This window comes from Streptomyces sp. NPDC001351, assembly GCF_042896045.1.
Taxonomy (GTDB): domain Bacteria; phylum Actinomycetota; class Actinomycetes; order Streptomycetales; family Streptomycetaceae; genus Streptomyces.
The window spans coordinates 105,894-130,999 of record NZ_JBIAWS010000021.1; the positions used below are offsets into that span (position 1 = coordinate 105,894).

Annotated in this window: 17 protein-coding genes and 1 pseudogene; 6 read left to right on the plus strand and 12 right to left on the minus strand. The window is 70.6% G+C overall.

The features are described 5' to 3' along the window. Positions 1–19 precede the first annotated feature (19 nt). A complete protein-coding gene (locus ACFY1U_RS46405) occupies positions 20–1,720 on the minus strand; it encodes an extracellular solute-binding protein (protein ID WP_390700123.1) in 1,701 nt (566 codons plus the stop codon). 325 nt (positions 1,721–2,045) lie between these two features. Between ACFY1U_RS46405 and ACFY1U_RS46410 the strand changes: the two genes are divergently transcribed. Next, positions 2,046–4,886, plus strand: coding sequence for a glycoside hydrolase family 3 C-terminal domain-containing protein (locus ACFY1U_RS46410; RefSeq protein ID WP_390700124.1), 2,841 nt, complete (start codon positions 2,046–2,048; stop codon positions 4,884–4,886). A 109-nt stretch (positions 4,887–4,995) separates the two neighbouring features. Here the strand turns inward: ACFY1U_RS46410 and ACFY1U_RS46415 are convergent, their stop codons facing one another. From ACFY1U_RS46415 to ACFY1U_RS46425, 3 genes are all read right to left on the minus strand, one after another. Beyond that, on the minus strand, positions 4,996–6,441 hold the full coding sequence (locus ACFY1U_RS46415) for an aldehyde dehydrogenase family protein (protein ID WP_390700125.1): 1,446 nt from the start codon (positions 6,439–6,441) through the stop codon (positions 4,996–4,998). A 327-nt stretch (positions 6,442–6,768) separates the two neighbouring features. Continuing rightward, the gene (locus tag ACFY1U_RS46420; RefSeq protein ID WP_390700126.1) at positions 6,769–8,367 is read right to left on the minus strand and encodes a PucR family transcriptional regulator; all 1,599 of its coding nucleotides are present in this window, start codon (positions 8,365–8,367) and stop codon (positions 6,769–6,771) included. Between the two features lie 122 nt (positions 8,368–8,489). Continuing rightward, complete coding sequence (locus tag ACFY1U_RS46425) at positions 8,490–10,604, minus strand: ATP-binding protein (RefSeq protein WP_390700127.1); 2,115 nt, start codon at positions 10,602–10,604, stop codon at positions 8,490–8,492. Positions 10,605–10,839: 235 nt separating this feature from the next. On the opposite strand from ACFY1U_RS46425, the gene gabT reads away from it, so the two are divergent. Next, positions 10,840–12,174, plus strand: coding sequence for a 4-aminobutyrate--2-oxoglutarate transaminase (gene gabT / locus ACFY1U_RS46430; protein WP_390700128.1), 1,335 nt, complete (start codon positions 10,840–10,842; stop codon positions 12,172–12,174). Positions 12,175–12,395: 221 nt separating this feature from the next. After that, positions 12,396–13,232 carry a phosphatase PAP2 family protein gene (locus tag ACFY1U_RS46435; RefSeq protein ID WP_390700171.1) on the plus strand — a complete coding sequence of 279 codons (837 nt, stop codon included), beginning with the start codon at positions 12,396–12,398 and terminating at the stop codon, positions 13,230–13,232. A 47-nt stretch (positions 13,233–13,279) separates the two neighbouring features. On the opposite strand, the gene ACFY1U_RS46440 is transcribed toward ACFY1U_RS46435, so the two are convergent. The 7 genes from ACFY1U_RS46440 to ACFY1U_RS46470 all read right to left on the minus strand — a co-directional run bounded on the left by ACFY1U_RS46440 (position 13,280) and on the right by ACFY1U_RS46470 (position 21,027). Then, positions 13,280–13,732 carry a hypothetical protein gene (locus tag ACFY1U_RS46440; RefSeq protein WP_390700129.1) on the minus strand — a complete coding sequence of 151 codons (453 nt, stop codon included), beginning with the start codon at positions 13,730–13,732 and terminating at the stop codon, positions 13,280–13,282. Between the two features lie 132 nt (positions 13,733–13,864). Further along, on the minus strand, positions 13,865–15,283 hold the full coding sequence (locus tag ACFY1U_RS46445; protein ID WP_390700130.1) for an NAD(P)/FAD-dependent oxidoreductase: 1,419 nt from the start codon (positions 15,281–15,283) through the stop codon (positions 13,865–13,867). A gap of 29 nt (positions 15,284–15,312) precedes the next feature. Continuing rightward, positions 15,313–16,113, minus strand: coding sequence for an ABC transporter permease (locus ACFY1U_RS46450; protein WP_365832019.1), 801 nt, complete (start codon positions 16,111–16,113; stop codon positions 15,313–15,315). Continuing rightward, complete coding sequence (locus ACFY1U_RS46455) at positions 16,114–17,037, minus strand: ABC transporter permease (RefSeq protein WP_390700131.1); 924 nt, start codon at positions 17,035–17,037, stop codon at positions 16,114–16,116. Then, complete coding sequence (locus tag ACFY1U_RS46460) at positions 17,037–18,188, minus strand: ABC transporter ATP-binding protein (protein ID WP_389078873.1); 1,152 nt, start codon at positions 18,186–18,188, stop codon at positions 17,037–17,039. The genes ACFY1U_RS46455 and ACFY1U_RS46460 overlap by 1 nt, the downstream gene beginning before the upstream one ends. A gap of 5 nt (positions 18,189–18,193) precedes the next feature. Continuing rightward, complete coding sequence (locus ACFY1U_RS46465; RefSeq protein WP_390700132.1) at positions 18,194–19,441, minus strand: PotD/PotF family extracellular solute-binding protein; 1,248 nt, start codon at positions 19,439–19,441, stop codon at positions 18,194–18,196. Between the two features lie 50 nt (positions 19,442–19,491). Next, on the minus strand, positions 19,492–21,027 hold the full coding sequence (locus tag ACFY1U_RS46470; protein ID WP_390700133.1) for a gamma-aminobutyraldehyde dehydrogenase: 1,536 nt from the start codon (positions 21,025–21,027) through the stop codon (positions 19,492–19,494). Positions 21,028–21,238: 211 nt separating this feature from the next. Between ACFY1U_RS46470 and ACFY1U_RS46475 the strand changes: the two genes are divergently transcribed. Then, the gene (locus tag ACFY1U_RS46475) at positions 21,239–21,844 is read left to right on the plus strand and encodes an NADAR family protein (protein ID WP_390700134.1); all 606 of its coding nucleotides are present in this window, start codon (positions 21,239–21,241) and stop codon (positions 21,842–21,844) included. Between the two features lie 528 nt (positions 21,845–22,372). Here ACFY1U_RS46475 and ACFY1U_RS46480 read toward each other — a convergent pair. Then, on the minus strand, positions 22,373–23,119 hold the full coding sequence (locus ACFY1U_RS46480) for a DUF4190 domain-containing protein (protein WP_390700135.1): 747 nt from the start codon (positions 23,117–23,119) through the stop codon (positions 22,373–22,375). Between the two features lie 109 nt (positions 23,120–23,228). Between ACFY1U_RS46480 and ACFY1U_RS46485 the strand changes: the two are divergent. Further along, positions 23,229–24,385 (plus strand): annotated as a pseudogene (locus ACFY1U_RS46485) (adenosine deaminase); the annotation flags it as partial. Positions 24,386–24,419: 34 nt separating this feature from the next. Then, positions 24,420–25,106: a glycerophosphodiester phosphodiesterase gene (locus tag ACFY1U_RS46490; RefSeq protein WP_390700136.1), complete on the plus strand. Its 687-nt coding sequence runs from the start codon at positions 24,420–24,422 to the stop codon at positions 25,104–25,106.

A 25,106-nucleotide genomic window follows, 5' to 3' on the forward strand; every position in this document is an offset into this window, starting at 1 on the left:
TCCTTGCCTCAGAGTCTCGTCAGCTCGCCGCCGGACCGTTCTCGTCGAGGAGCTTCTTGTACCAGTCGCGCAGCTTGTCCCCGCCCTTGCTCTTCCAGTCGGAGATGGCCTGCTGCATGTCGCTGATCTTCTTGTGGCCGCGGATGATGTCGTCCTCGAGCTGCTCGAAGTCGTTGACGAGGTTGGTGTAGCGGGAGGGCTCGGTGATCTGCAGGCCCCAGAACGACGACTTCTTGGTGAAGGCACCCATGCGCTGCTGCCACTCGACCATGCCCCGGGTGTACTTCGGGAGGTCGGGGTGGGCGATGGTCGCGGCGGGGCTCGCGACCATGACGTAGGCGTTGATGACCTCGTTGTTGCCCCTGTCGTTCTTGACGGGGACGCCGTCCTTGAGCGTGTAGTGGGTGCCCTCGACCCCGTAGTTGGTCATCATCCACTCCTTGGTGCCGAAGGGCGCCGCGGTGACGTTGGCGACCGCCAGCACGTCGCGGATGACGGACGGGGAGGCCTTCTTGTTGACGAAGGCGAAGATGTTGGCCGGGTTCGTGGCGTACAGCGTCGGGGCACCGCCGTCGTGGCCCCAGATGTCCATGCCCCAGACCTTGACGCCGGGGTTCTGGGTGGCCAGGGAGGCCTGCTGCCCGTACCAGTTGGAGATGTCGTTGTTCCAGATCAGGAACTCGCCCGCGGCGAACTTGGGGGCCGGGTCGGTGATCTGGCTCTTGCCCAGTTTGAAGTTGGGGTGGACGACTCCGGCGGCGAACAGCTTCCGCGTCCACTCGATGGCTTCCAGGTACTGCGGGGTCTCGATGCGGTTGATCAGCTTGCCGTCGACCAGGTTCCACCACAGCGGCTTCTCACCGCCCCCGAGCACGCCGAAGTTCATGAACGCGGTCCACTTCATGTCACCGCAGGCCCACCGCCTGGCCCTGGCGTTGGTGATGTCCTTGCACAGGGCCATGAACTCGTCGGAGGACCGCGGGATGTCGTAGCCCTCCTTGTCGAAGATGTCCTGGCGGTAGATGGGCACGATGTTCCCGACGTACCCGGCGGGCATCGGCAGGCCCATCAGCTTGCCGCCGAAGATGGAGCGTTGCCAGGCGTCGCTGGGGATGGCCGCGAGGTTGGGATACTCCTTGGCCTTGTCCCCGGACAGGTACGGGCCCAGGTCGGCGAACTTGCTGATGATGGCGCTGGGTATCTTGCCCATCATGTTCCAGCTCGGGACGACGACCACATCCGGGACGTCGCTGGAGGCGAGGACCGCGCCGAGCTTCTGGTCGTAGGTGTTGCCGTCCTGGTTGCGCCACTGGACGTCGACACCGATCAGGTCGTTCATCGCTGTGTAGTAGGGGTTGCCCTGCTTGGGCGGCGAGCCCCAGAACGGCGACATGACGGTGACCTTGCCGCCCTTGCCGAGCTTCTTCGGCACCGACGTCTTGAGGGTGGCGATGTCGAGCTTGCTGGTGAAGCCCATCGCGGAGCCGTTCTTGGACGGGATGTCCGGCGTCACCACGTTGCTGGCCACATAGGCCGGCAGGAGCTTCTTGGCGTTCTTGCCCGACGTGGTCCCGTCGCGCGACCCGCCGTCCGAACCACCGCAGGCGGACAGCAGTGGCATCCCTCCCGCCACCGCTGCGGTGGCGACCGCTGTTGAGGCGAGGAAGCTTCTCCGGCTCGGTCCCGAGGAGGCGGAGGCGGAGGCGGCGTTCGGCGTCATTGCGTCAACCCTTCGTGGCGCACCTGGACACCCGGCGGAGGCCGTCGGCTGCGGTGTCGTAAGTGAAACTGGCTGAGCTGAAGCGTTTCTTCGACGGGTGAAGGAACGCGCAGTCGAAGCGCTTCGATGTTGCTGTGAGGTTAAGTGAACACCCAGGGGCGCACAAGGGTCGCTTCCAAGATTCCTCCGAGGCTCGGGAGCGCGCTCCTTTCGTATGCGCCGCTTGAACTGAGGGTGTTGATCTCTTGACACTCGACCCCGAGTCGAATGAGCATCGAAGCGCTTCGAAAGCATTCCCGTCGATTCATCGCAAGGGGATCCCCACGTGACCGCACACACGCCGCACACGCCGCCTTTTCGCGATCCGCACCTGCCCTTCGCGAAGCGCATCGACGACCTTCTGTCGCGGCTCACCCTCGATGAGAAGATCGGATTCCTGCACCAGTTCGTCCCCGCCGTCGAGCGGCTGGACATCCCCGCGTTCCGCACCGGCCAGGAGGCGCTGCACGGCGTGGCCTGGATGGGCCCGGCCACGGTCTTCCCGCAGGCGGTCGGTCTCGGCGCGACCTGGAACCCGGATCTGGTACGGAGGGTCGGCGAGGCCGTCTCCAAGGAGACCCGCGCGATGCGCGCCCGTGATGACCGCGTGGGGCTCAACGTCTGGTCCCCGACCGTCAACCTCCTGCGCCACCCGCTGTGGGGCCGCAACGAGGAGGGCTACTCGGAGGATCCGCGGCTCACCTCGGCGATCGCCACCGCTTACACGCGCGGCCTGCGCGGCGAGCACCCGACGTACTGGCGCACGGCGCCGGTCCTCAAGCACTGGCTGGCGCACAACAACGAGACGGGCCGCGACGTCACGTCCTCCTCCGTCCGCCCCCGCGTCCTGCACGAGTACGACCTGCGCGCCTTCCGCGACACGGTCGAGGCGGGCGCGGTGGCCGGTGTCATGCCCGCGTACAACCTGGTCAACGGCCGCCCGAACCATGTCTCGCCCCATCTGCGCGAGCACCTGCGGACCTGGACCGACGAGGATCTCCTCGTCTGCTCGGACGCGGGCGCGCCGTCCAACCTGGTCGACTCCGAGCACTACTTCGACACGCACGAGGAGGCGACGGCCGCGGCGCTGCTGGCCGGCGTCGACAGCTTCACCGACCACGGCACCGACAGCTCGAAGATCACCGCGCGGGTGCGCGGGGCCCTGGAGCAGGGCCTGCTCACCGAGTCGGACATCGACACGGCCGTACGCCGTCAGCTCTCGGTGCGTTTCCGCCTCGGCGAGTTCGACCCGCGTGACGACCCGCACGCCGGCACCGGGGAGTTCGACACCCCGGCCCATCGTGCGCTCGCGCAGGAGGCCGCCGAGCAGGCGATCGTGCTGCTGAAGAACGACGGCGGTCTGCTGCCGCTCGCCGAGGACGCCCGGATCGCGGTGGTCGGTCTGCTCGCGGACGAGTGCAAGCTCGACTGGTACAGCGGCACGCTGATCCACCGGTCCACACCGCTGGAGGGCCTGTACGAGCGGTTCGGCGCGGAGCGCGTGGAGTTCGCGGAGGGCGTGGACCGGGTCCGCTTCAGGACCGCTGCCGGTACGTTTCTCCATGTCCCGGCGGCCGACGGCGCCGAGGAGCAGGTGCGCGGCGCCGAGGGCGCTCTCGACCCGGCCACGCTCACGGGCCGCACCGATCTGCCCCCGCTGACCACCGATGCGACCGGTACCGAGTTGGCGCTCATGGAGTGGGGCGAGGGCGTACTGACGCTGCGCGCGCCCGACGGCCGCTATCTCTCGGTCGCCGAGGACGGCTACCTGCGCGCTTCCGCCGACCAGCCCGGAGGCTGGATCGTCCAGGAGACGTTCCGCCTGGAACCCCATGAGAACGGGCACCTCCTGAAGCACCTCGGTACGGGCCGCCACGTCTCGGTCGCCGCCGACGGCGTCAAGGTTGCCGAAGCGAACCCGGAAATCTTCGAGGTGATCATCACCGAACGCGGTGAGGACGCGGTGCGCAGGGCCGCCGCCGAGGCCGACGTGGTCCTGGTGGTCGCGGGCAACGATCCGCACATCAACGGCCGCGAGACCGAGGACCGTACGACCCTGCGCCTCCCCCAGCACCAGGAGCGCCTGCTGCACACCGCGCGCGCCGTCAACCCGCACACGGTGCTGGCGCTGGTGTCGGCGTATCCCTACGCGTTCGACTCCGCCCGCCTCCCGGCCGTCCTGTGGACGGCGCACGGCGGCCAGGCGGCCGGCACCGCCCTGGCCAGGGTCCTCGCCGGCGACGTCTCCCCCGCCGGCCGCCTCCCGCAGACCTGGTACGCCGACGACGCCGACCTGCCCGACCTCCTGGACTACGACGTGATCGGCAGCCGCCAGACATACCTGTACTTCGAGGGCACACCCCTGTTCCCGTTCGGCCACGGCCTGTCGTACGCGTCGTTCGCGTACGCGGATCTGAACGCGAAGGCGGAGGGCGCCGCGGTGTCCGTCTCCTTCGCGGTCACGAACACCGGAGCCATGGCGGCGGACGAGGTCGTCCAGCTCTATCTCCGCGCCGTGGACCCGGCCCTCCCGCGTCCGCGGCGTGAGCTGGCGGCGCTCGACCGGGTGCGTCTGGAGCCGGGCGAGCGCAGGGAGCTCTCCTTCGAAGTCCCGTTGTCCGCCTTCGGTTTCTGGGATGTGCACCAGGGCCACTGGCGCCGTGAGCCGGGCGCCTACGAACTGCTGGCCGGTGCCTCCAGCGAGGATGTGCGGCTGCGTACGGCGGTGACCCTCGACGGCGAGGCGTCCGCGCCGCGCCCCGTCCTGAGCCGGGGTCTCGACGCGGCCGACTTCGACGAGCAGAGCGGCATCGAGATCGTCGACCGCACGAAGGCCGCGGGCGACGCGGTGACCCCGGTGGAGGGCAGGGCGGGTGAACTGGTCTACCGGGACTGCGACTTCGGGGAGGGCGTCAGCGAGGTGTCCGTGACGGTGGCGGGCGAGGGTGTGGTCGATGTGTCACTGGACGGGGGGCCGGTGCTCGCGTCCCTGGCGCCCGGGAGGCCGACTCCCGGGCCGTACGACTACACGAAGGTCACCGCCGGGATCCTCGCCGAGGGTGTCCGTGACGTCCACCTCAGGCTGCGCGGCCCGCTGCGGCTCGCGCATGTCGTCTTCTCCGGTTGAGGGTCCGGGGAGGACGACCCAGGGGCCCGGCACCGGAAGGCATCGGTGCCGGGCCCCTTCGGGAAGCCTATATGGAAATGGTTCCCATTTGCTAGAGGTTCGGAGGAGCCTAGAGTGCGAGCCCGGTGAGGACCAGCACCCGCTCGTACGTGTAGTCGTCCATCGCGAACTTCACGCCCTCACGGCCCACACCGGACTGCTTGGCGCCGCCGTACGGCATCTGGTCGGCCCGGTAGGAGGGGACGTCGCCGATGACCACGCCGCCCACCTCCAGCGCACGATGCGCCCGGAAGGCCACCTGGAGGTCGTGCGTGAACACGCCCGCCTGGAGGCCGTACTTGGAGGAGTTGACAGCGGCGAAGGCCTCGGCCTCGCCGTCTACCTTCTGCACGGTCAGGACGGGCCCGAAGACCTCCTCGCAGGAGATCGTCGTGTCGGCCGGTACGTCGGTGAGGACGGTCGGCGCGTAGGAGGCGCCGTCACGGTCGCCGCCGGTGAGCAGGGTGGCACCGGCCTCGACGGCCTCCTTCACCCAGGACTCGACGCGCTTGGCCGCATCCTCGCTGACCAGCGGACCGACATCGGTCTTGTCGTCGGCCGGATCGCCGGTGACCTGGGCCTCGACGGCGGCGACGATACGCGGCAGCAGCCGGTCGTAGACCGACGCGTCCGCGATGACGCGCTGCACGGAGATGCAGGACTGGCCGCCCTGGTAGTTGGAGAAGGTGGCGATGCGGGTGGCGGCCCAGTCGAGGTCGGCGTCGGAGGCGTAGTCGCCGAGGACGACGGCCGCGCCGTTGCCGCCCAGCTCCAGGGTGCAGTGCTTGCGCGGCACCGAGTCCATGATCGCGTAGCCGACCTTCTCGGAACCGGTGAAGGAGATGACCGGCAGGCGCTCGTCCTGGACCAGGGCGGGCATCTTTTCGTTGGCGACCGGGAGGATGCTCCAGGAGCCGGCCGGAAGGTCCGTCTCGGCGAGCAGGTCACCGATGATCAGGCCGGAGAGCGGGGTGGCGGGCGCCGGCTTCAGGATGATCGGCGCGCCGGCCGCGATCGCCGGGGCGATCTTGTGGGCGCAGAGGTTGAGCGGGAAGTTGAAGGGCGCGATGCCGAGGACGACGCCCTTGGGGAAGCGGCGGGTGAGGGCGAGACGGCCCTGGCCGCCGGCGTCGGTGTCCAGACGCTGGGCCTCGCCGCCGTTGAAGCGGCGGGCCTCTTCGGCGGCGAACCGGAAGACGGAGACGGCGCGGCCGACCTCGCCGCGGGCCCACTTGATCGGCTTGCCGTTCTCGGCGGAGATCAGCTGAGCGATCTCCTCGGTGCGCTCGGCGAGCCGGCGGCTGACGTGGTCGAGGGCGGCCGCGCGGACGTGGGCCGGGGTGGCGGCGAAGTCCTCGCGGACGGCGTGGGCGGCGGCGACGGCCTCTTCGACCTGGGCGTCGGTCGGCACGCTCACCTTGCCGACGAGGCGGCCGTCCCACGGGGAGGTGACGTCGAAGGTGTCCTCGCCCGTGGCCTGGCGGCCGGCGAGCCAGAAGGCGGTGGTGGAAGTCATGTGGGTCCCGGCCCTTCCGCATTGGGGGGTGTGCAGGGTGGTGGTTCGGTTCCACGGTAGGGGGGCGGGGGTGGGGGTGTGTTTGGCCGGGGTGTAGTGGTCGGGGGCGAGGGTGCGCCGGATTGGCGCGGTAGCGAGCACGGCCGGATTTTTCGCCCCCGCCGCCCCTACCCGTCCCGACCCGGGGGCCAGCCCCCGGACCCCCGCTCCTCAAACGCCGGAGGGGCTGGTTCATCAGCCCGTCCGGCGTTTGAGGACGAGGCCGTTCAGGCCGAAGCGGGGGTCTGGGGGCGGCAGCCCCCAGGGGGCGAGGAAACCCCGTGGTGGCTACTCCGCCGACGTCGCCTTCAGTGCCAGCCACAGCTCCATCCGCACATCCGGATCGTCCAGCGACCGCCCCAGAATCTCCTCCACCCGCCGCATCCGGTAGCGCAACGTGTGCCGATGCACCCCCAGATCCGCAGCCGCCGCATCCCACTGCCCATGCCGCGACAACCACGCCCGCAGCGAGGCCACCAGATCCCCCCGCCCGGTCGCGTCATGCTCGTACAGCGCCCGCAGCAACCCGTCCGCGAAAGCCTTCACCGCGTCATCGGCCAGCAACGGCAGCACGGACCCCGCCGCCAACTGCTCGTGCCCCACGCACACCCGCCCCCGCCGCCGGGCCACCGACAACGCCTGCTCGGCCTGCTTGTACGCCGCCCCGGCCGCGATCGGCCCCACGGGCGCCGACAGCCCGACCACCAGCCCGTCCTCCTCACCGCCGGCGGCGTCCCGCGCCCCCTCCGCCCCGCCCCGCTGAGCCTCGACCGCCGCCGCGTACTCCCCGCACGCCGTGACCGCCGCACCGCCGTCCACGGCCAGCACGACCAGCCGCTCCCCCTCGGGTACGACCAGCACGGCCTCCCCCGCCCGCGCGGCCGCCGACTCCACGATCTCGGCGAGCCCGGCCAGCGGATCGCCGCCCGCGTCGGCGGCCCGCGCGGCCGACTCCGCGATGATCAACCGGAAGGGGGCGTCCAACAGCCCCCCGTACAGATGGCCCGCGACGGCCCGCGCATGGTCCGGCTCCCCCGCCAGCAGCATGCGCAGCACCGCCGCACCGATGCGCTGTTCCGCGGCGTGCAGCGACCTGGACCGTTCCGTCGTCAGCGTCAGCAGCGCGATCGCCGAGTGGACGGCATACCGCTCCGCCGTCCCGAGGGCGGCCGCCGTCCCCACCGCGAGCGCGGCCCGCGGTCGCCGCCCCGTCCCCAGCGAGTGCAGTTCGACGCGGTCCTCGTTGTCCGGGGGTCCGACCACCGAGGACGCCGGCGCGGGTCGCTCCCGCAGCCGCTCCACGTCCGCCGTCAGCCGCGCGGCCCGCCGCCCCGCCCACTCCGGTGCGGTCGCGACGACGGCGCCCGAGGCGTCGTACAGCGCGGCCCATCCGTCGACCTGCGAGGCGAGTGCCGACAGCACTCCCTCGGGTCCGCCGGTCAGCGCCTGCCTGGTCAGTTCCCGCTGGGCGGCGAAGCCCGCCGTCACCGCCCGGTACTGATCGGCGGCGATCGCCGCGGACACGGCCTTGCTGATGGCGAGGAAGGGCGTGCGCCGCGGCACTTCCAGCAGCGGCAGGCCCTCGCCCTCCGCCGCGTCGACCAGCGCCTTCGGGATCTCCTCGTAGTTGACCCCGACGGCGAAGCCGAGTCCGACGACTCCTGCCCCCACCAGCCGCTTCACATACCGCCGCATCGCCTCCGGATCCTCCGCGTCCAGCTTCAGCGCGGTGATCAGCAGCAGCTCCCCGCCCTCCATGTACGGCACGGGGTCGGCGAGCTCGCTGACGTGCGCCCAGCGGACCGGCACGTCGAGGCGGTCCTCGCCCGCGCGCACGGTGAGTTTGAGCGCGGAGTGGTGGACGAGCGAGGCGAGTGTCGGGGGCATGAGGCCTTCAGGTCAGGTTTGCGGGGATCGGGCGAACCTTTTGATCTTTTGGCCGCCCGGTATGAACGGCCTGTGCCGATTCTGCCTCACCGTACGGTCACCCGGTCCTGTGAAGTCCAGACCTAACCCCTCAGATCCACCAGCAGCGGCGGTGCGTGCTCGCCCTTCACGGTCGTCAGCGACAGCACCGCATGCCCCGGCGGCACCCCGTGCGCCAGCTCGGACGCCGACCACCGCTCCCGTTCCACCTGCCGGACGGTCACGGCCCGCGCGGTGGGCGCCTTGCCGGTGATGACGCGCCGGAGCATGTGGACGGCCTTGCCGGCCGGGGTCTCGGCGATGATCTGCCGGTCGGTGACGTCCCGTGCCTCGGTCCACTCCTTGCCCCAGACCTCGGCGAAGTCCTGCCCGTCCCACGGGGTGAGCCCGGACAGCGCCATACGGCATCCGGTGGAGCCGAGCAGCGGCCCGCGCAGCGGCCTCGGCACGTCGTCCAGGGTCCGCAGGGTCAGTACGACGCCCGCGTTCCCGGACCGCAGCCGCTGGATCCCGCGCACCGCCTCGGGGGTCACCACCCCCGTCGCGTCGTCCAGCACCAGGCAGGCGAACAGTGACCGGTCCTCGCGTACCGCCACGCTCGCCGTGAACTGCGCGAGCACCAGCCGCGCCAGCATCCGCGAGGCGTCCGCGTGTCCGCGCTCGGGCAGGTCGATGCGGACCCGCACCGGGTGGTCGAGGGCCTTGAGCGAGAAGGGCTTGGACTGCCCGGAGGTGTCGAAGAACCCCGCGAAGGCAGGCCGGTCCAGCAGCGCCACGCGGTCCGCCAGCACCGCCGCCACATCCCCCGGGTGCCCCAACTGCCGCTCGCGAGCGTCCAGTTCCCGCAGCAGCGACTCCTGCCCGGAACCCTGCAGCGCCGTACGCAGCTCCTCCAGCGGCCCGGGCGTTCCGTCCAGCAGCTGCCGCAGCTCCGGCACGGAGGGGAAGCGGCCGTGGACCGCCCGGAAGGGGCCGAGCAGCTGGGCGAGCACGGTCGTGGACCGGCGGCTGTCACTGCCCGGGTGCGGATCGGCGAGGTCCCCGACCAGCGCCTCGGCCAACACGGCCGCGGCCTCGTCCGGGTCGCTCGTCCCGCCGTACAGGTCCAGGTCGTACACCGATTCCGGATTCCCGATCCGTACGACGACGTCGTAGGCGTCGGCCGGTCCGAGCCCCGCGCCCGCCGCGCCGACCACGACGACCGCGGCCCGTCCGGCGAGGGCGTGCAGACAGAGCGACTCGGCGAGCGGCCGCACCACGGTCCCGGTCTTGCCGGAGCCGGCCGGGCCGACGGCGAGCAGGGAGGTGCCGAGCAGATCGGGGCCGAGAGCGAGGCCGGCGCCCCGGTAGGCGTACGGGTTGCGGGGGTCGTCGGCGGTCGTGCCGAGCCGTACCTGACCGGTCAGCAGGTCGTGCCGGGCGAGCCGGGCCGGCAGGTCGCGTTCCCCGGAGGGGTGCAGACAGGCGGCGGCGCCGTCCTTGAGCACCGCGCCCGTGAACGCGGCGAGGGTGTGCCGACCGGTGCGCACGCCCTGCCAGGCGCGCACGATCCGGGCGTGGTCGACGTCCCGCATCAGCCCGGCCCGGGCCTCCGTGGCGAGCCGCTCGGCTGCGTCCGCGGCGCCGGCGGCGCGGAGCTGGGGCCACTCGGCCGGGTCCTGTTCGGGGGCGGGCGGGCGCTCGGCGCGGGGCGCCGCCGGCCGCCAGGCGGGCGGGCCGTAGCGGCGCCAGATCTCGCCCCAGCGGCCGAGCCTGCCGACGCCGGTCATGATGACCAGGGCGATCAGCACGTAGTAGGCGTAGACGACCACGACCGAGGCGATGCTGTGCGGCTGGGCCCAGGAGTCGGGGATCATCGCGTACAGCGGGAGCAGCCACCAGCCGCCGAGGTAGCCGTTCCACAGCAGCGACCAGATCAGCCAGCCGACGAGGAAGGCGATCACCGCGCCGCTGACCAGCTGGCGGGCGGGGATGAGTTCGGGCTCCTCCTGAGGCCGCGGCCGATGCCCGAACCGCCACACGCCGGGCGGTGTCTCGGGGCGCGGCGCCCGGAGCCACGTCAGGAACGCCGAGCCGTCCGGCCGCGGCGGCACGCCCGGGGCGGCCGTGTGCCTCGGCGGTACCTCCGGCGGACCTGCCGGACGCGGCACAGGATTCGCATGCGTACCCCGTGTGTCCTGCGTCCCGTCGCTGTCCATCGCCCTCGCTCCCTGACCAGCCGTTCCGTCCACCGTCAGCGGTCAATCTAACGCCCCGGCACGGGGAGTTCACCGCTTACGCGGCCGGGCCCCGCACCGGCCGCCATGTCCACCGCGGACAAACCCGAACCCCCGACAGCGCCCACATGGAGCATGCCCACCCCCCTCTCCCGGTCCTAACCTGCGAGAAAGGAAGCCAAGAGTCCGCAAGGCCGCACACCCCCAGGAGCCCCTCATGAGTGCACTTCCGCAGGAGCGCCGGATCGTCACCGCCATCCCCGGCCCGAAGTCGCAGGAACTGCAGGCCCGCCGTACCGCCGCGGTCGCGCAGGGCGTGGGCTCCGTGCTGCCCGTGTTCACCGCGCGCGCGGGCGGCGGGATCATCGAGGACGTCGACGGAAACCGGCTCATCGACTTCGGCTCCGGTATCGCGGTGACGTCCGTCGGCGCGTCCGCCGAGGCCGTCGTACGCCGGGCCTCCGCGCAGCTCGCCGACTTCACCCACACCTGTTTCATGGTCACCCCGTACGAGGGCTACGTGGAGGTCGCCGAGGCCCTCGCGGAGCTCACCCCGGGTGACCACGCCAAGAAGTCCGCGCTGTTCAACTCCGGCGCCGAGGCCGTCGAGAACGCCGTCAAGATCGCCCGCGCGTACACCAAGCGCCAGGCCGTCGTCGTCTTCGACCACGGCTACCACGGCCGTACCAACCTGACGATGGCGCTGACCTCGAAGAACATGCCGTACAAGCACGGCTTCGGGCCGTTCGCGCCCGAGGTCTACCGCGTCCCCGTCGCCTACGGCTACCGCTGGCCGACCGGCCCGGAGAACGCCGGTCCCGAGGCCGCCGCGCAGGCCATCGACCAGATCAGCAAGCAGGTCGGCCCGGACAACGTGGCCGCGATCATCATCGAGCCGGTGCTCGGCGAGGGTGGCTTCATCGAGCCCGCCAAGGGCTTCCTGCCCGCGATCCGGAAGTTCGCCGCCGACAACGGCATCGTCTTCGTCGCCGACGAGATCCAGTCCGGCTTCTGCCGTACGGGCCAGTGGTTCGCGTGCGAGGACGAGGGGATCGTCCCGGACCTGATCACCACCGCGAAGGGCATCGCGGGCGGTCTGCCGCTCGCCGCCGTCACGGGCCGCGCCGAGATCATGGACGCCGCGCACGCGGGCGGCCTGGGCGGCACCTACGGCGGCAACCCCGTCGCCTGCGCCGGTGCGCTCGGCTCGATCGAGACGATGAAGGAGCTCGACCTCAACGCCAGGGCGAAGAACATCGAGGCGGTCATGAAGGCCCGCCTCGGCGCCATGGCCGAGAAGTTCGAGGTCATCGGTGAGGTCCGCGGCCGCGGCGCCATGATCGCCATCGAGCTGGTCAAGGACCGTACGACCAAGGAGCCGAACCCGGAGGCGACCGCCGCGCTGGCCAAGGCCTGCCACGCCGAGGGCCTGCTGGTCCTGACCTGTGGCACCTACGGCAACGTCCTCCGCTTCCTGCCTCCGCTGGTCATCGGCGAGGACCTCCTGAACGAGGGTCTCGACATCATCGAGCAGGCCTTCGCGCGGATCTGAGCCAAGCGGAACCCCCAGCTCACGCACAGGATGCGCGTCCCCCGCGCATCACCCGCCCCGGCCCTGGCATCCCTCGCGATTCCGGGGCCGGGGCGGTCGGCGTCAGGCCGTGTGAAGAACGTGTGCGAGGTGGATGGCGGGACGCGATTCCGTCTGTCTTCCGCCCACCTGCTGCCGTAGGTTCTACCCAGATGAGAGATACACCCCGCTCACAGGGGACTGTGGGCGATTTCAGGCCGTGGCCTCCCCAGCTACGACCTGGTCGTGCCCTCGCGCACACACACGGAGCTTCCGGCTCCGGATCTCCTCACCGATCGGACAGTCGCCCGCCCCAAACCCCCCGGGGTGGGCGTCGATCCGATCTGATCGGCCGCCTCGGAACTACCCCCCCTGTTCCGGGGCGGCCGGCCTCCTTTCTTCTTCTTCTCGGGCTTCCCGCCCTCCTCTTCGCGCTGATCACCTGGCAGGTCGTGTCGGACGGCCTGCTGCTGGGCCTGGACCGGCGGGTCAGTGGCGCCCTCGCGCACCCCGACCGCTTCTCGGAACTCCTCGCCGACCTGGGCGACATCGGGGTGGCGGTGCCTGTGCTCGCCGTGGTCCTGGTGTACGTGGCCTGGCGGGGCCGTGCGGCCGGGACGTACCGCTGGTGGCTGCCGCCGCTCGCGGCCGCGCTGCTGATGGCGCTGGTCCCCGGCTTGGTCGTCCCCCTCAAGGAACTGATCGACCGCCCGGGCACCCCCCTCGTACCTCCGGCGACCGGCTACTACCCTTCCGGCCACACCGCGACGGCCGCCGTCGCGTACGGCTCGGCGACCCTGCTTCTGCTCCCCTGGCTGCGCGCGGTGCACGCCCGTCGTGTGCTGCTCACCGCCTGCGCCGTCGTCAATCTCGCCGTCGGGTTCGGGCTGGTGCGGCGCGGCTATCACTGGCCCCTGGACGTCGTGGCCAGCTGGTGTCTGTGCACGGTGCTGATCGCGTCCCTGTGGATGTTCCTGGTCCGCGTCGGCCGCGCGGGGGCCGACGCGAGAGCGGTGACTGCGAGTAGTCCGTCTTCTTGAGCGTCTACGCATGCCATCTGTGTAGACCTTTGGCCATCAGTGGCCCGTCAGCTGTCCTCCTCGCGCGCCAGGCCCGCCGCCGCCTCGTGCATCGCCAGTTCGAGGAGTGCGGGGTCCGTGAGGGTGCCCGAGCCGTCGGGCGGGACCAGCCAGCGGACGCCGCCGGTCGAGCGGCCCGGGTACGGCACCACGATCCAGGTGCCGGCCCCCGCCGTACGGATGCCGGTGCCGAGCCAGCGTGCCGCGGTGCCGGGCGGCACGAAGAAGCCCATGCGGGCGTCCCCGAAGTCGACAAGGACGGGGCCCGGCCGGTCGAGGAAGCGGGTGAGGACGTCGAGCGTGGCATAGCCGAGCTCGGCCGGAAGGATGAGCACGTCCCAGGCCTTGCCCGCGGGCAGCAGCGCGATCCCCAGGGGATTGCGCTCCCACTCCCAGCGGCAGGCCTCGGGATCCGGAGCAACGGACGCCAGCCACTCGACCGCCGTTTTCGCCCCAGCCATGAGGAGACCTCCTGTCTCTCCTGGACGCTGGTCGCGTCACGGGAGAGAGGGAGGTCTCCTGGCGGGCATTACGCGGGTTTTCCCGGTCCGTTTAAGTGAGCTGGATCACAATGACCGTGGCTCGGGTGTCTCTCAGCTGTCGAATCCGAGCCCGAGTCGGTCCATCGTCCGCAGCCAGAGGTTGCGGCGGCCGCCGTGTGCGTCCGCGCGGGCCAGGGACCACTTGGTGAGTGCGATGCCGGTCCAGGCGAAGGGTTCGGGCGGGAACGGCAGCGGCTTCTTGCGGACCATCTCCAGCGAGGTCCGCTCCGTGGTCTCGCCTGCCAGCAGGTCGAGCATCACCTCGGCGCCGAAGCGGGTGGCGCCCACGCCGAGGCCCGTGTAGCCCGCCGCGTAGGCGACGTTGCCCTGGTGCGCGGTGCCGAAGAACGCCGAGAAACGCGAGCAGGTGTCGATCGCCCCGCCCCACGCATGCGTGAAACGGACGCCCTCCAGCTGCGGGAAGCAGGTGAAGAAGTGCCCGGCGAGCTTGGCGTACGTCTCCGGACGGTCGTCGTACTCGCTGCGCACCCGGCCGCCGTAATGGTGGATCGCGTCGTAACCGCCCCACAGGATGCGGTTGTCGGCGGACAGCCGGAAGTAGTGGAACTGGTTGGCGCTGTCCCCGAGTCCCTGGCGGTTCTTCCAGCCGATCGACGCCAGCTGCTCCTCGCTGAGCGGCTCGGTCATCAGCGCGTAGTCGTAGACCGGGACGGTGTAGGCCCGTACGCGCTTGATCAGGTTGGGGAAGATGTTGGTGCCGAGCGCGACCTTGCGGGCGCGGACGGAGCCGTAGGGGGTGCGTACGGCCATGCCGGCGCCGTACGGCTTCAGGGTGAGGGCGGGGGTGTGCTCGTAGACGCGGACGCCGAGCGCGAGACAGGCGCGCTTGAGGCCCCAGGCGAGCTTCGCCGGGTGGAGCATGGCGACGCCACGGCGGTCCCAGAGGCCGGCCTGGAATGTCGGTGAGTCGACTTGTTCCCGTACCGCTTCCGCGTCCAGGAACTCGACGCCCTCGGCGAGGCCCTCGCGCTCCATCTCCTCGTACCAGTCGCGCAGTTCCCACGCCTGGTAGGTCTCGGTCGCGACGTCGATCTCCCCGGTGCGCTCGAAGTCGCAGTCGAGGGAGTGCCGGGCGACCGCCTTCTCGATCTCGTCGAGGTTGCGGGCGCCCAGTTCCTGCAGTCTGTGGATCTCGTCGGGCCAGCGGGTCAGGCCGTTGGGCAGGCCGTGGGTGAGGGAGGCGGCGCAGAAGCCGCCGTTGCGGCCCGAGGCGGCCCAGCCCGCCTCGCGGCCTTCCAGCAGGACGACATCCCGTCCGGGGTCGCGCTCCTTGGCGATGAGCGCGGTCCACAGTCCGCTGTAGCCGCCGCCGACGACCAGCAGATCGCAGGTCTCGGCGCCGGTGAGCGCGGGCTCGGGGTGGGGCTTGCCGGGGTCTTCCAGCCAGTACGGGACCGGCTGTGCGTCGGAGAGAGACTTTGTCCAGCGGTTCATGGCGCCTGGGGCCATGATTTCAACTCCCTACAGGGCTTCTGCGATTACGCCTTTTGCTTGTTGCGGCGATTTCCGATGAGCATCGAGGAAAGGACCAACAGTACGGCGACGAGGAACATTGTCGTACCGATGACATTGATCTGAACGGGCGTTCCACGCTGTGCCGAACCCCAGACGAACATGGGGAAGGTGACGGTCGAACCCGCGTTGAAATTGGTGATGATGAAATCGTCGAAGGAGAGCGCGAAGGACAGCAGCGCACCGGCGGCGATTCCGGGGGCCGCGATGGGCAGGGTGACGCGCAGGAAGGTCTGCGCCGGGCCGGCGTAGAGGTCCTGTGCCGCCTGCTCCAGGCGCGGGTCCATCGACATCACGCGCGCCTTGACGGCGACGACGACGAAGCTGAGGCAGAACATGATGTGGGCGATGAGGATCGTCCAGAAGCCCAGCTGGGCACCCAGGTTGAGGAACAGGGTGAGCAGCGAGGCCGCCATGACGACCTCGGGCATCGCCATCGGCAGGAAGATCAGCGAGTTCACCGTGCCTCGCGCGCGGAACCGGTAGCGGACCAGCGCGAAGGCGATCATCGTGCCGAGGACGGTGGCGCCGATCGTCGCCCAGAAGGCGATCTGGAGGCTGATCGACAGCGAGCCGCACATGTCGGCGACACCGCAGGGATCCTTCCAGGCATCCGTGGAGAACTGCTGCCACTGGTAGTTGAAGCGCCCCTTCGGCTTGTTGAAGGAGAACACCGTGACAATGACGTTCGGGAGGAGGAGATATCCGAGTGTCAGCAGTCCCGCGATGACGACGAGATGGCGCTTGAGCCAGTTGAGGACGGACATTTAAACCAGATCCTCCGTCCCGGACTTACGAATGTAGAAGGTGACCATGAGGAGGATCGCGGCCATGAGGATGAAGGAGAGGGCCGCCGCCGTCGGATAGTCCAGGATCCGCAGGAACTGGGTCTGGATGACGTTTCCGATCATGCGGGTGTCGGTCGAGCCGAGCAGTTCGGCGTTGACGTAGTCGCCGGCCGCCGGGATGAAGGTCAGCAGCGTGCCGGAGACCACGCCGGGCATCGACAGCGGGAAGGTGACCTTGCGGAAGGTGGTCCAGGGCTTGGCGTACAGGTCGCCGGCCGCCTCGTGGAGCCGCCCGTCGATGCGCTCCAGCGAGGTGTAGAGCGGCAGGATCATGAACGGCAGGAAGTTGTACGTCAGTCCGCAGACCACCGCGAGCGGGGTGGCCAGGACGCGGTCGCCGGAGGTCCAGCCGAGCCAGTTGGTGACGTCCAGGACGTGCAGCGTGTGGAGGGTGCTCACCACCGGGCCGCTGTCCGCGAGGATCGTCTTCCAGGCGAGGGTGCGGATCAGGAAGCTGGTGAAGAACGGCGCGATCACCAGCACCATGATCAGGTTCCGCCAGCGGCCCGCCCGGAAGGCGATCAGATACGCCAGCGGGTAGCCCAGCAGCAGGCACAGGACGGTCGCGGCGGCCGCGTACAGGACCGAGCGCACGAACTGCGGCCAGTACTCGGACAGCGCGTCCCAGTAGGTGGCGAAGTGCCAGGTGACCTTGTAGCCCTCCTCCAGGGAGCCCGTCTGTACGGACGTGGAGGCCTGGTAGATCATCGGCAGCGCGAAGAAGACGATCAGCCAGAGGATGCCGGGGAGCAGAAGCCAGTACGGCACCAGGCGGCCGCGTTTGCGCGGGGGCTTGGTCTCGGGGGCGGGCGCCAGGGGTGGCGCCTCGGTGACGGCGGCCATCAGGCGGCGTCCTCCTCGACCTCGGCGACACCCGCGTCGATGTCCTGCGCCGCGTCGAGGCCGAAGGTGTGGGCCGGGTTCCAGTGCAGGACGACCTCGGCGCCGGGCACCAGCCGGGCGTCGCGGTCGATGTTCTGCGCGTACACCTCGAACTCGGGGCAGACGGGGCTGTCGATGACGTACTGCGTGGAGACACCGATGAAGCTGGAGTCGGCGATCCTGCCGGTGATGCGGTTGCGGCCCTCGGCGATCTCGCCGGCGTCGTCGGCATGGGTGAGGGAGATCTTCTCCGGGCGGACGCCGACCAGGACCTTGCCGCCGGTCGTCGTCGGCGCGGAACATCGCGCCTCGGGCAGCACCAGCTTGCCGCCGCCCGCCTTGAGGACGATGTCGTCGCCGTTCTTGGTGTCGACCTCGGCCTCGATGAGGTTGGAAGTGCCGAGGAAGTTGGCGACGAAGGTGGTGTTCGGGTTCTCGTAGAGGTCGGTGGGCGAGCCGAGCTGCTCGACTCGGCCCGCGTTCATCACGGCGACCGTGTCGGCCATGGTCATGGCCTCCTCCTGGTCGTGCGTGACATGGATGAAGGTGATGCCGACCTCGGTCTGGATGCGCTTGAGCTCCAGCTGCATCTGGCGGCGCAGCTTGAGGTCGAGGGCGCCGAGGGGCTCGTCGAGGAGGAGCACCTTGGGGTGGTTGATCAGGGCGCGGGCGACGGCGACGCGCTGCTGCTGGCCGCCGGAGAGCTGGTGCGGTTTCTTGCGGGCCTGCTCGCCGAGCTGGACCAGCTCCAGCATGTCCTCGACCTGCTTCTTCACCGACTTGATGCCGCGCCGGCGCAGGCCGAAGGCGACGTTCTCGAAGATGTCGAGGTGCGGGAAGAGGGCGTAGGACTGGAAGACCGTGTTCACCGGCCGCTTGTACGGCGGCAGATGCGTGACCTCCTGGTCGCCGAGGTGGACGGTGCCGCTGCTGGGCTCCTCCAGGCCGGCGATCATGCGCAGGGTGGTGGTCTTGCCGCAGCCGGAGGCGCCGAGCAGGGCGAAGAAGGAGCCCTGCGGCACGGTCAGGTCGAGCGGGTGTACGGCGGTGAAGGAGCCGTAGGTCTTGCTGATGCCCGAGAGGCGGACGTCGCCGCTGTTGTCTGTCGTCATCTTCGTCACGCCCCTGTGAGCTTCGCGAACTTCTGCTGGTAGGCCGTCTCTTCCTTCGAGCTCAGCGAGCGGAAGGCGTGGGACTTGGCCTGCATGGCCTTGTCGGGGACGATGAGCGGGTTGCTCGCCGCCGACTTGTCGATCTTGGCAAGGTAGGGCACCACTCCCGCGACCGGGCTCACGTAGTTGATGTACGCGGCGAGTTCGGCGGCCGGCTCCGGCTCGTAGTAGTAGTCGATGAGCCGCTCGGCGTTCGTCTTGTGACGGGCCTTGTTGGGGATCAGCATGTTGTCGGTCGACGTCATGTAGCCGCTGTCGGGGATGACGTAGCCGACGTTCGGGTTGTCCGCCTGCAGCTGGACGATGTCGCCGCCCCAGGCGACACACGCGGCGAAGTCGCCCTTGGTGAGGTCCGACGTGTAGTCGTTGCCCGTGAAGCGGCGGATCTGGCCCTTGTCGACGGCCTTCTGGAGGCGGGCGATCACGGCGTCGTAGTCGTCGTCGGTGAACTTCGCGGGGTCCTTGCCCATGTCGAGCATGGTCATGCCGATGCTGTCGCGCATCTCGGTCAGGAAGCCGACGCGGCCCTTGAGCTTGGGGTTGTCGAGCAGGTCGGAGACCGACTTCACCTCTATGCCGTCAAGTGCCTTCTTGTTGTAGGCGATGACGGTCGAGATGCCCTGCCAGGGGTACGAGTAGGCGCGCCCGGGGTCCCAGTCGGGGCTGCGGAACTGGTCCGACAGGTTGGCGAAGGCGTGCGGCAGGTTGGAGGCGTCCAGTTTCTGGACGTAGCCCAGGCGGATCATGCGGGCGGCCAGCCAGTCGGTGAGGACGACGAGGTCACGGCCGGTGTCCTGGCCCGCGGCGAGCTGCGGCTGGATCTTGCCGAAGAACTCGTCGTTGTCGTTGATGTCCTCGGTGTACTTGACCTGGATGCCGGTTCGCTTGGTGAACGCGTCCAGCGTCGGGCGGTGCTTGCCGCTGTCGTCCACGTCGATGTACTCGGGCCAGTTGGAGAAGTCGATCACCTTCTCCTTCGCCGAGTGGTCGTCGGCGGACACACCGCCCTGTGTCTTGCCCGCTGCGGGGATCCCGCAGGCGCTCAGCGCCGCGAGGCCCCCGGCGGTGAGCGCGCCGCCCGCGGAGGCGCGCATCAGGGACCGCCGGGTCATCGCAGCCCGGCCGTTGCTCAGGCTGCGCCGCATAGCGGCCGCCACGGCCGGCGTCGGGCGGTCGGGCTCGTACTGCTCCATGCGCGTGGTGCCCTTTCGGGAGTGTGGCCGCCGGTCGTGCGGCCGGTCTGCTAGCGGTCCCCGAAGACGGTGCGGTGCCAGTCCTTCGCGGCCACCGCCGTGTTGTCGAACATGACGTGCTTGATCTGCGTGTACTCCTCGAACGAGTACGCGGACATGTCCTTGCCGAAGCCGGACGCCTTGTAGCCGCCGTGCGGCATCTCGCTGATGATCGGGATGTGGTCGTTGACCCATACGCAGCCCGCCTTGATCTCGCGGGTGGCGCGGTTCGCCCGGTAGACGTCGCGGCTCCAGGCGGAGGCGGCGAGTCCGTAAGGGGTGTCGTTGGCGAGCCTGATTCCCTCGTCATCGCTGTCGAAGGGCAGGACCACCAGAACCGGTCCGAAGATCTCCGACTGGACGATCTCGCTGTCCTGCGCGGCGTCGGCGACCAGGGTGGGCCGGTAGTAGGCGCCGTTCTCGAGCTCGCCCTTGGGGGCCTCGCCGCCGCTCACCACGCGCGCGTAGGAGCGCGCCCGGTCGACGAAACCGGCGACGCGGTCGCGCTGGACGTGCGAGATCAGCGGGCCGAGGTCGGTGCCGGCGGCGAAGGGGTCGCCGAGCCGGACGGTCTCCATCAGGGCGGCGGTCCGCTCGACGAACGCCTCGTAGAGCGGGCGCTGCACGTACGCGCGCGTGGCGGCCGTGCAGTCCTGTCCGGTGTTGATGAGCGCGCCCGCGACCGCGCCGTTGACGGCGGCGTCCAGGTCGGCGTCGTCGAAGACGACGAAGGGCGCCTTGCCGCCGAGCTCCAGGTGGAGGCGCTTGACGGTGGCGGTGGCGATCTCGGCCACGCGCTTGCCGACGGCGGTGGAGCCGGTGAAGGAGGTCATGGCCACGTCGGGATGCCCGACGAGACGCTCGCCGGCCTCCTTGCCGGTACCGGTGACGATGTTGATGACACCGTCCGGAATGCCGGCGTCGGTGGCGGCCTGCGCGAACAGCAGTGAGGTGAGCGGGGTCAGCTCGGCGGGCTTCAGCACGATCGTGTTGCCCGCGGCGATCGCCGGGAGGATCTTCCAGGCGGCCATCTGGAGGGGGTAGTTCCAGGGCGCGATCGACCCGACGACACCAATGGGTTCACGGCGTACGTACGAGGTGTGGTCCCCGGAGTACTCACCGGCGGACTGCCCCTGCAGATGCCGGGCGGCGCCCGCGAAGAAGGCGGTGTTGTCGATGGTGCCCGGGACGTCGAACTCGCGCGTCAGCTTCAGCGGCTTGCCGCACTGCAGGCTCTCCGCGCGGGCGAAGTCCTCGGCGCGGTCCGCGACTACGGCGGCGAAGCGGTGCAACGCGTCGGAGCGCTCGCCGGGGGTGGTGGCGGCCCAGCCGGGGAAGGCCTCGCGCGCGGCGGCCACGGCCGCGTCGACGTCGTCGGGGCCGGCGAGTTCGTATGTGTACACCTCCTCGCCCGTCGACGGGTCGACGACCGCGTGCGTACGGCCGGAGGTGCCCTTCGTCAGGCGGCCCGCGATGAACTGCGCGCCGTCCGCGAGGCGGTCCTGTGCGGGGAATCGTTCCGGGGTGGCGGTGCCCGGGTTCTGCATGTCGCTCTCCTCCGCCGTCGCCCCGTGACTCCAGGGGGCGGGTGGCGTAGCTCCAGCTCGATTTGAGTGCCGATCCTGACAGAGCTATGGCACCCCCACAAGGGATTCCGTTGTTGCCTTTCGGTTACGCGACGGAATCTGTCGACCAGGTGTCGAGTGAGCTTGGAAAAGGGGGGACGGAGTGTCAGTGGTGGCTGCGAGACTCGCATGCATGGAAAAGATCACGGGGGAATTCACGGAGGAGCCGGTGGAGGAGATCACGGGGAGGATCGACTCCCGGGAGGCGCTGGTCGGGGCGGTCCGCGCCGGGGTCAGGGTCAAGTACCTGCATTTCTGGGGTCACCGGGCGCGGGCGGACGGCCGGGTGGGGCCGAGCTGTCTGAGCCAGTGGTGGCCGTCACCGTTCACAGTGGACGGGGTGGATTACGCGACCGCCGAGCACTGGATGATGGCGGCCAAGGCGCGGCTGTTCGAGGACGCGCAGGCGGAGCGGCGGGTGCTGGCCGCGCGGCATCCGTCCCAGGCCAAGAAGGCGGGGCGGCTGGTGCGCGGCTTCGACGAGGGGATATGGGAGCGCGAGCGCTTCGGCATCGTGCTCGAGGGCAGCGTCCACAAGTTCGCCGCGCACGCGGATCTGCGGGAGTTCCTCGTGAACACGGGCGATCGGGTGCTGGTCGAGGCGAGCCCCGTGGACCGGGTATGGGGCATCGGCCTCGCGACGGACGACGAGGCGGCGACCGACCCCGAGCGCTGGCGAGGGCCGAATCTGCTGGGCTTCGCCTTGATGGAAGCGCGGGAGCGATTGCGGGAGAAGTGATCGGGCCCGCCCGAGCAGGGCGAAGCCGGGAGGGGCGCAGCCGGGAGGGGCAGGCGCAGCCGGGAGGGGCGGAGCCGGGAGGGGCAGGCGCAGCCGGGTCGGACAGGCGGGCAGGGCGAGGCGACCGGCCAGCCGGGGCAGGCGTGCAGCCGGGCCGGACGAGCCAAGCCGGTCGCGCGGCCCGATTGAGACGAGCAGGGCGAGGCAGGCAGCCGGGCACGGCTGGCGTGCAGCCGGGCAGGACAGGCCGGACGGCCCAAGCCGGCCGCGCGGCCCGACGAGACGGGCCCGACTGAGACGAGCAGGGCGAGGCAGGCAGCCGGGCACGGCTGGCGTGCAGCCAGGCGGGACAGGCCGGACGGCCCAAGCCGGCCGCGCGGCCCGACGAGACGGGCGGCCGGACGAGCCAAGCCGGCCGCGCGGCCGAACGAGACGAGCCAAGCGAGGCAGGCGCGCGGCCGGGCCAGACCCGCGGGACGGGACGAGCCGGGCGAGGCAGGTGTAGCGGGACGGGCCGGGTGGCCGGTGTCAGCTGCCTGCCACCCGGGGTGCCGACAGGCTGGGGGCGGAGTTGTACGAGGGGCCGTCGTCCACGTTGTTCCTCTCGTCGTGCACGGCGGCGACGATCGCGATGATCATCAGGACCATCGTGGCGATGCCGATGACGATCCCGACGATGCCCGTGATGAAGCCCGCCTGGGCCTGACCGCGGTTGGTGGCCTCGCCCCGGTCCGCCCGCTGCTTCCCCTTGATGCCGAAGACGACCGCGAGGACACCGAGCACGACGGAGACGATGCCGTAGATGCAGAACAGGCAGCAGGACAGGATGCCCAGCACCATCGCCGCGGTGCCCATGCCATTCTGCGGGTACGGCTGCATACCAGGCCAGCCGTAGCCCTGCGGGTAGGCGGGGTAGCCGTATCCGCCGGGTGCCGCCGGGCCCTGCGGGCCGATGCCGGGGCCGGTGGGCGCTATCGGCGGGGGCGGCACGGCGGACTCGGACCAGCCATCCGCCCCGGACGGGGCGGAGCCGGGGGCGCCGAATCCGGGCGGGGCGAAGCCGTCGCCCGGCAGGGACGTCACCGTGGCCTGGTCGTGCACCTGCGGCGGCTGCGCCGCGGGCTGCTGAGGTGCGGGCTGCCGGTCCTGCGGGAGAGGCTGCTGCCCGGCCGCGGCCGGCTGCCCGCCCTTCTCCAGCGAGGTCTTGCGCTCGGGCGGCGCCCACGGGTCGTGTTCTGCTCCTGCGCCCCCGCGCGGCTGTATCTGGTCCGCCACGTCCCTGTCCCCCTCGGTCGACCGTCACGCCATCGTAGAGCCTCGTCACGGCAGGTCCGCCGCCAGGCCGGTCACCGGCGCCCACTCCGGCCGCACCCCCGCCCCGGACCCGTCCTACGATGATCCCGACCCACCGATCAGCCGATCACCCGCGTCCCGCTCGGGCCAGCCGCCCCGGGGCGCCGTTCCGGGGAGGAACCCTTGACCCAGCACCTGGGTGCATTCGCCGCCGCGCCGCGCGACCTGCACGCCTTCATCGCCGGACTGCCCAAGGCCGAACTGCATGTGCACCATGTCGGCTCCGCCTCCCCCCGGATCGTCGCGGAGCTGGCCGCGCGGCACCCCGACTCCAAGGTGCCCACCGACCCCGAGGCCCTGGTCGACTACTTCACCTTCACGGACTTCGCCCACTTCATCGAGGTGTATCTGTCCGTGGTGGACCTCATCCGCACCCCGGAGGACGTACGGCTGCTGACGTACGAGGTGGCCCGGGACCTGGCCCGGCAGCAGGTGCGCTACGCCGAGCTGACCGTCACGCCGTGGTCCTCGACCCGCCGCAACATCGACGAGCGCGCCTTCATGGACGCCATCGAGGACGCGCGGAAGGCGGCGGAGGCCGAGTTCGGCACGGTGCTGCGCTGGTGCTTCGACATCCCCGGCGAGGCAGGTCTCGAGGCCGCCGAGGAGACGACACGCCTCGCCACCGACGACCGGCTGCGGCCGGAGGGCCTGGTGTCGTTCGGGCTCGGCGGGCCCGAGATCGGAGTGGAGCGGCCGCAGTTCAAGCCGTACTTCGACCGGGCGATCGCGGCGGGGCTGCGCTCCGTGCCGCACGCCGGCGAGACCACGGGACCGGAGACGGTGTGGGACGCGCTCACCCATCTGCGGGCCGAGCGCATCGGGCACGGCACCCACTCCTTCCAGGACCCGAAGCTCCTCGCGCACCTCGCCGAGCACCGGATCCCGCTGGAGGTCTGCCCGACCTCCAACATCGCCACCCGCGCGGTCCGCAGCCTCGACGAGCACCCGATCAAGGAGTTCGTGAAGGCCGGGGTCGTCGTCACCATCAACTCCGACGATCCGCCGATGTTCGGCACCGACCTCAACAACGAGTACGCCGTCGCCGCCCGCCTGTTGAACCTCGACGCGCAGGGCCTCGCCGCGCTGGCCAGGAGCGCCGTCGACGCCTCCTTCCTCGACGAGCCCGGCAAGGCCGCAATCCGGGACGAGATCGACTCCTACACCTCGGCCTGGCTCGCCCCCTGAGACCCTCCAGAGCGACGACCTCCACAATGGGGCCATGCAGAACGTGACCGCCGTGGCCCATCGCGGCGACCCCTACCGCGTCCGCGAGAACACGATCGACTCGCTGCGTTCCGCGCTCCGGCAGGGCGCGGACGCGGTCGAGATCGACGTACGGCTGACCAAGGACGGCGTCCCCGTGCTCCTGCACGACGAGACGCTGAAACGGCTGTGGGAGCACGAGCGGCCGCTGCGCTCGCTGTCCGCGGCCGAGGTGCGCGGTCTCACGGACGGCGGGGTGCCGACGCTCGCGGAGGCGCTGGCCGCCACCGACGGCACCCGGCTGATGCTTGACCTGCCCGGGACTCGGGACGTCCGGGAGGCGCGCCGCATCGTGGACACCGTGCGGGAGGCGGGCGCGGCGGACCGTGTCTACTACTGCGCCGACGCCACCGCGATGCTCGCCGTCCGCGCCGCCGACACGTCCGCCGAGATCGCTCTGACCTGCACCAGCCTGGCGCCGCCGCGCCCCGCGCTGCTCGCGGCGGTGAAGCCGCGTTGGCTCAACTACCGCTTCTCGCTGGTGGACCGCGACCTGGCCGCCCGCGTCCACCACGACGGGTATCTGCTGTCCGTCTGGACCCCGGACACCCGCCGTTCCATGCGCCGCCTCATCGACCTCGGCGTCGACTCGATCACGACCAACCGCGTGGACGTCCTGTGCGCCCTGCGGGGCGGCGGCTGA

Excerpts from the sequence above, each read along its gene's own strand:
- ACFY1U_RS46405 (WP_390700123.1), bottom strand. The coding sequence starts at position 1,720 with ATGACGCCGAACGCCGCCTCCGCCTCCGCCTCCTCGGGACCGAGCCGG.
- ACFY1U_RS46415 (WP_390700125.1), bottom strand. The coding sequence starts at position 6,441 with ATGACTTCCACCACCGCCTTCTGGCTCGCCGGCCGCCAGGCCACGGGC.
- ACFY1U_RS46420 (WP_390700126.1), bottom strand. The coding sequence starts at position 8,367 with ATGCCCCCGACACTCGCCTCGCTCGTCCACCACTCCGCGCTCAAACTC.
- ACFY1U_RS46425 (WP_390700127.1), bottom strand. The coding sequence starts at position 10,604 with ATGGACAGCGACGGGACGCAGGACACACGGGGTACGCATGCGAATCCT.
- gabT (WP_390700128.1), top strand. The coding sequence starts at position 10,840 with ATGAGTGCACTTCCGCAGGAGCGCCGGATCGTCACCGCCATCCCCGGC.
- ACFY1U_RS46440 (WP_390700129.1), bottom strand. The coding sequence starts at position 13,732 with ATGGCTGGGGCGAAAACGGCGGTCGAGTGGCTGGCGTCCGTTGCTCCG.
- ACFY1U_RS46445 (WP_390700130.1), bottom strand. The coding sequence starts at position 15,283 with ATGGCCCCAGGCGCCATGAACCGCTGGACAAAGTCTCTCTCCGACGCA.
- ACFY1U_RS46450 (WP_365832019.1), bottom strand. The coding sequence starts at position 16,113 with ATGTCCGTCCTCAACTGGCTCAAGCGCCATCTCGTCGTCATCGCGGGA.
- ACFY1U_RS46455 (WP_390700131.1), bottom strand. The coding sequence starts at position 17,037 with ATGGCCGCCGTCACCGAGGCGCCACCCCTGGCGCCCGCCCCCGAGACC.
- ACFY1U_RS46460 (WP_389078873.1), bottom strand. The coding sequence starts at position 18,188 with ATGACGACAGACAACAGCGGCGACGTCCGCCTCTCGGGCATCAGCAAG.
- ACFY1U_RS46465 (WP_390700132.1), bottom strand. The coding sequence starts at position 19,441 with ATGGAGCAGTACGAGCCCGACCGCCCGACGCCGGCCGTGGCGGCCGCT.
- ACFY1U_RS46470 (WP_390700133.1), bottom strand. The coding sequence starts at position 21,027 with ATGCAGAACCCGGGCACCGCCACCCCGGAACGATTCCCCGCACAGGAC.
- ACFY1U_RS46475 (WP_390700134.1), top strand. The coding sequence starts at position 21,239 with ATGGAAAAGATCACGGGGGAATTCACGGAGGAGCCGGTGGAGGAGATC.
- ACFY1U_RS46490 (WP_390700136.1), top strand. The coding sequence starts at position 24,420 with ATGCAGAACGTGACCGCCGTGGCCCATCGCGGCGACCCCTACCGCGTC.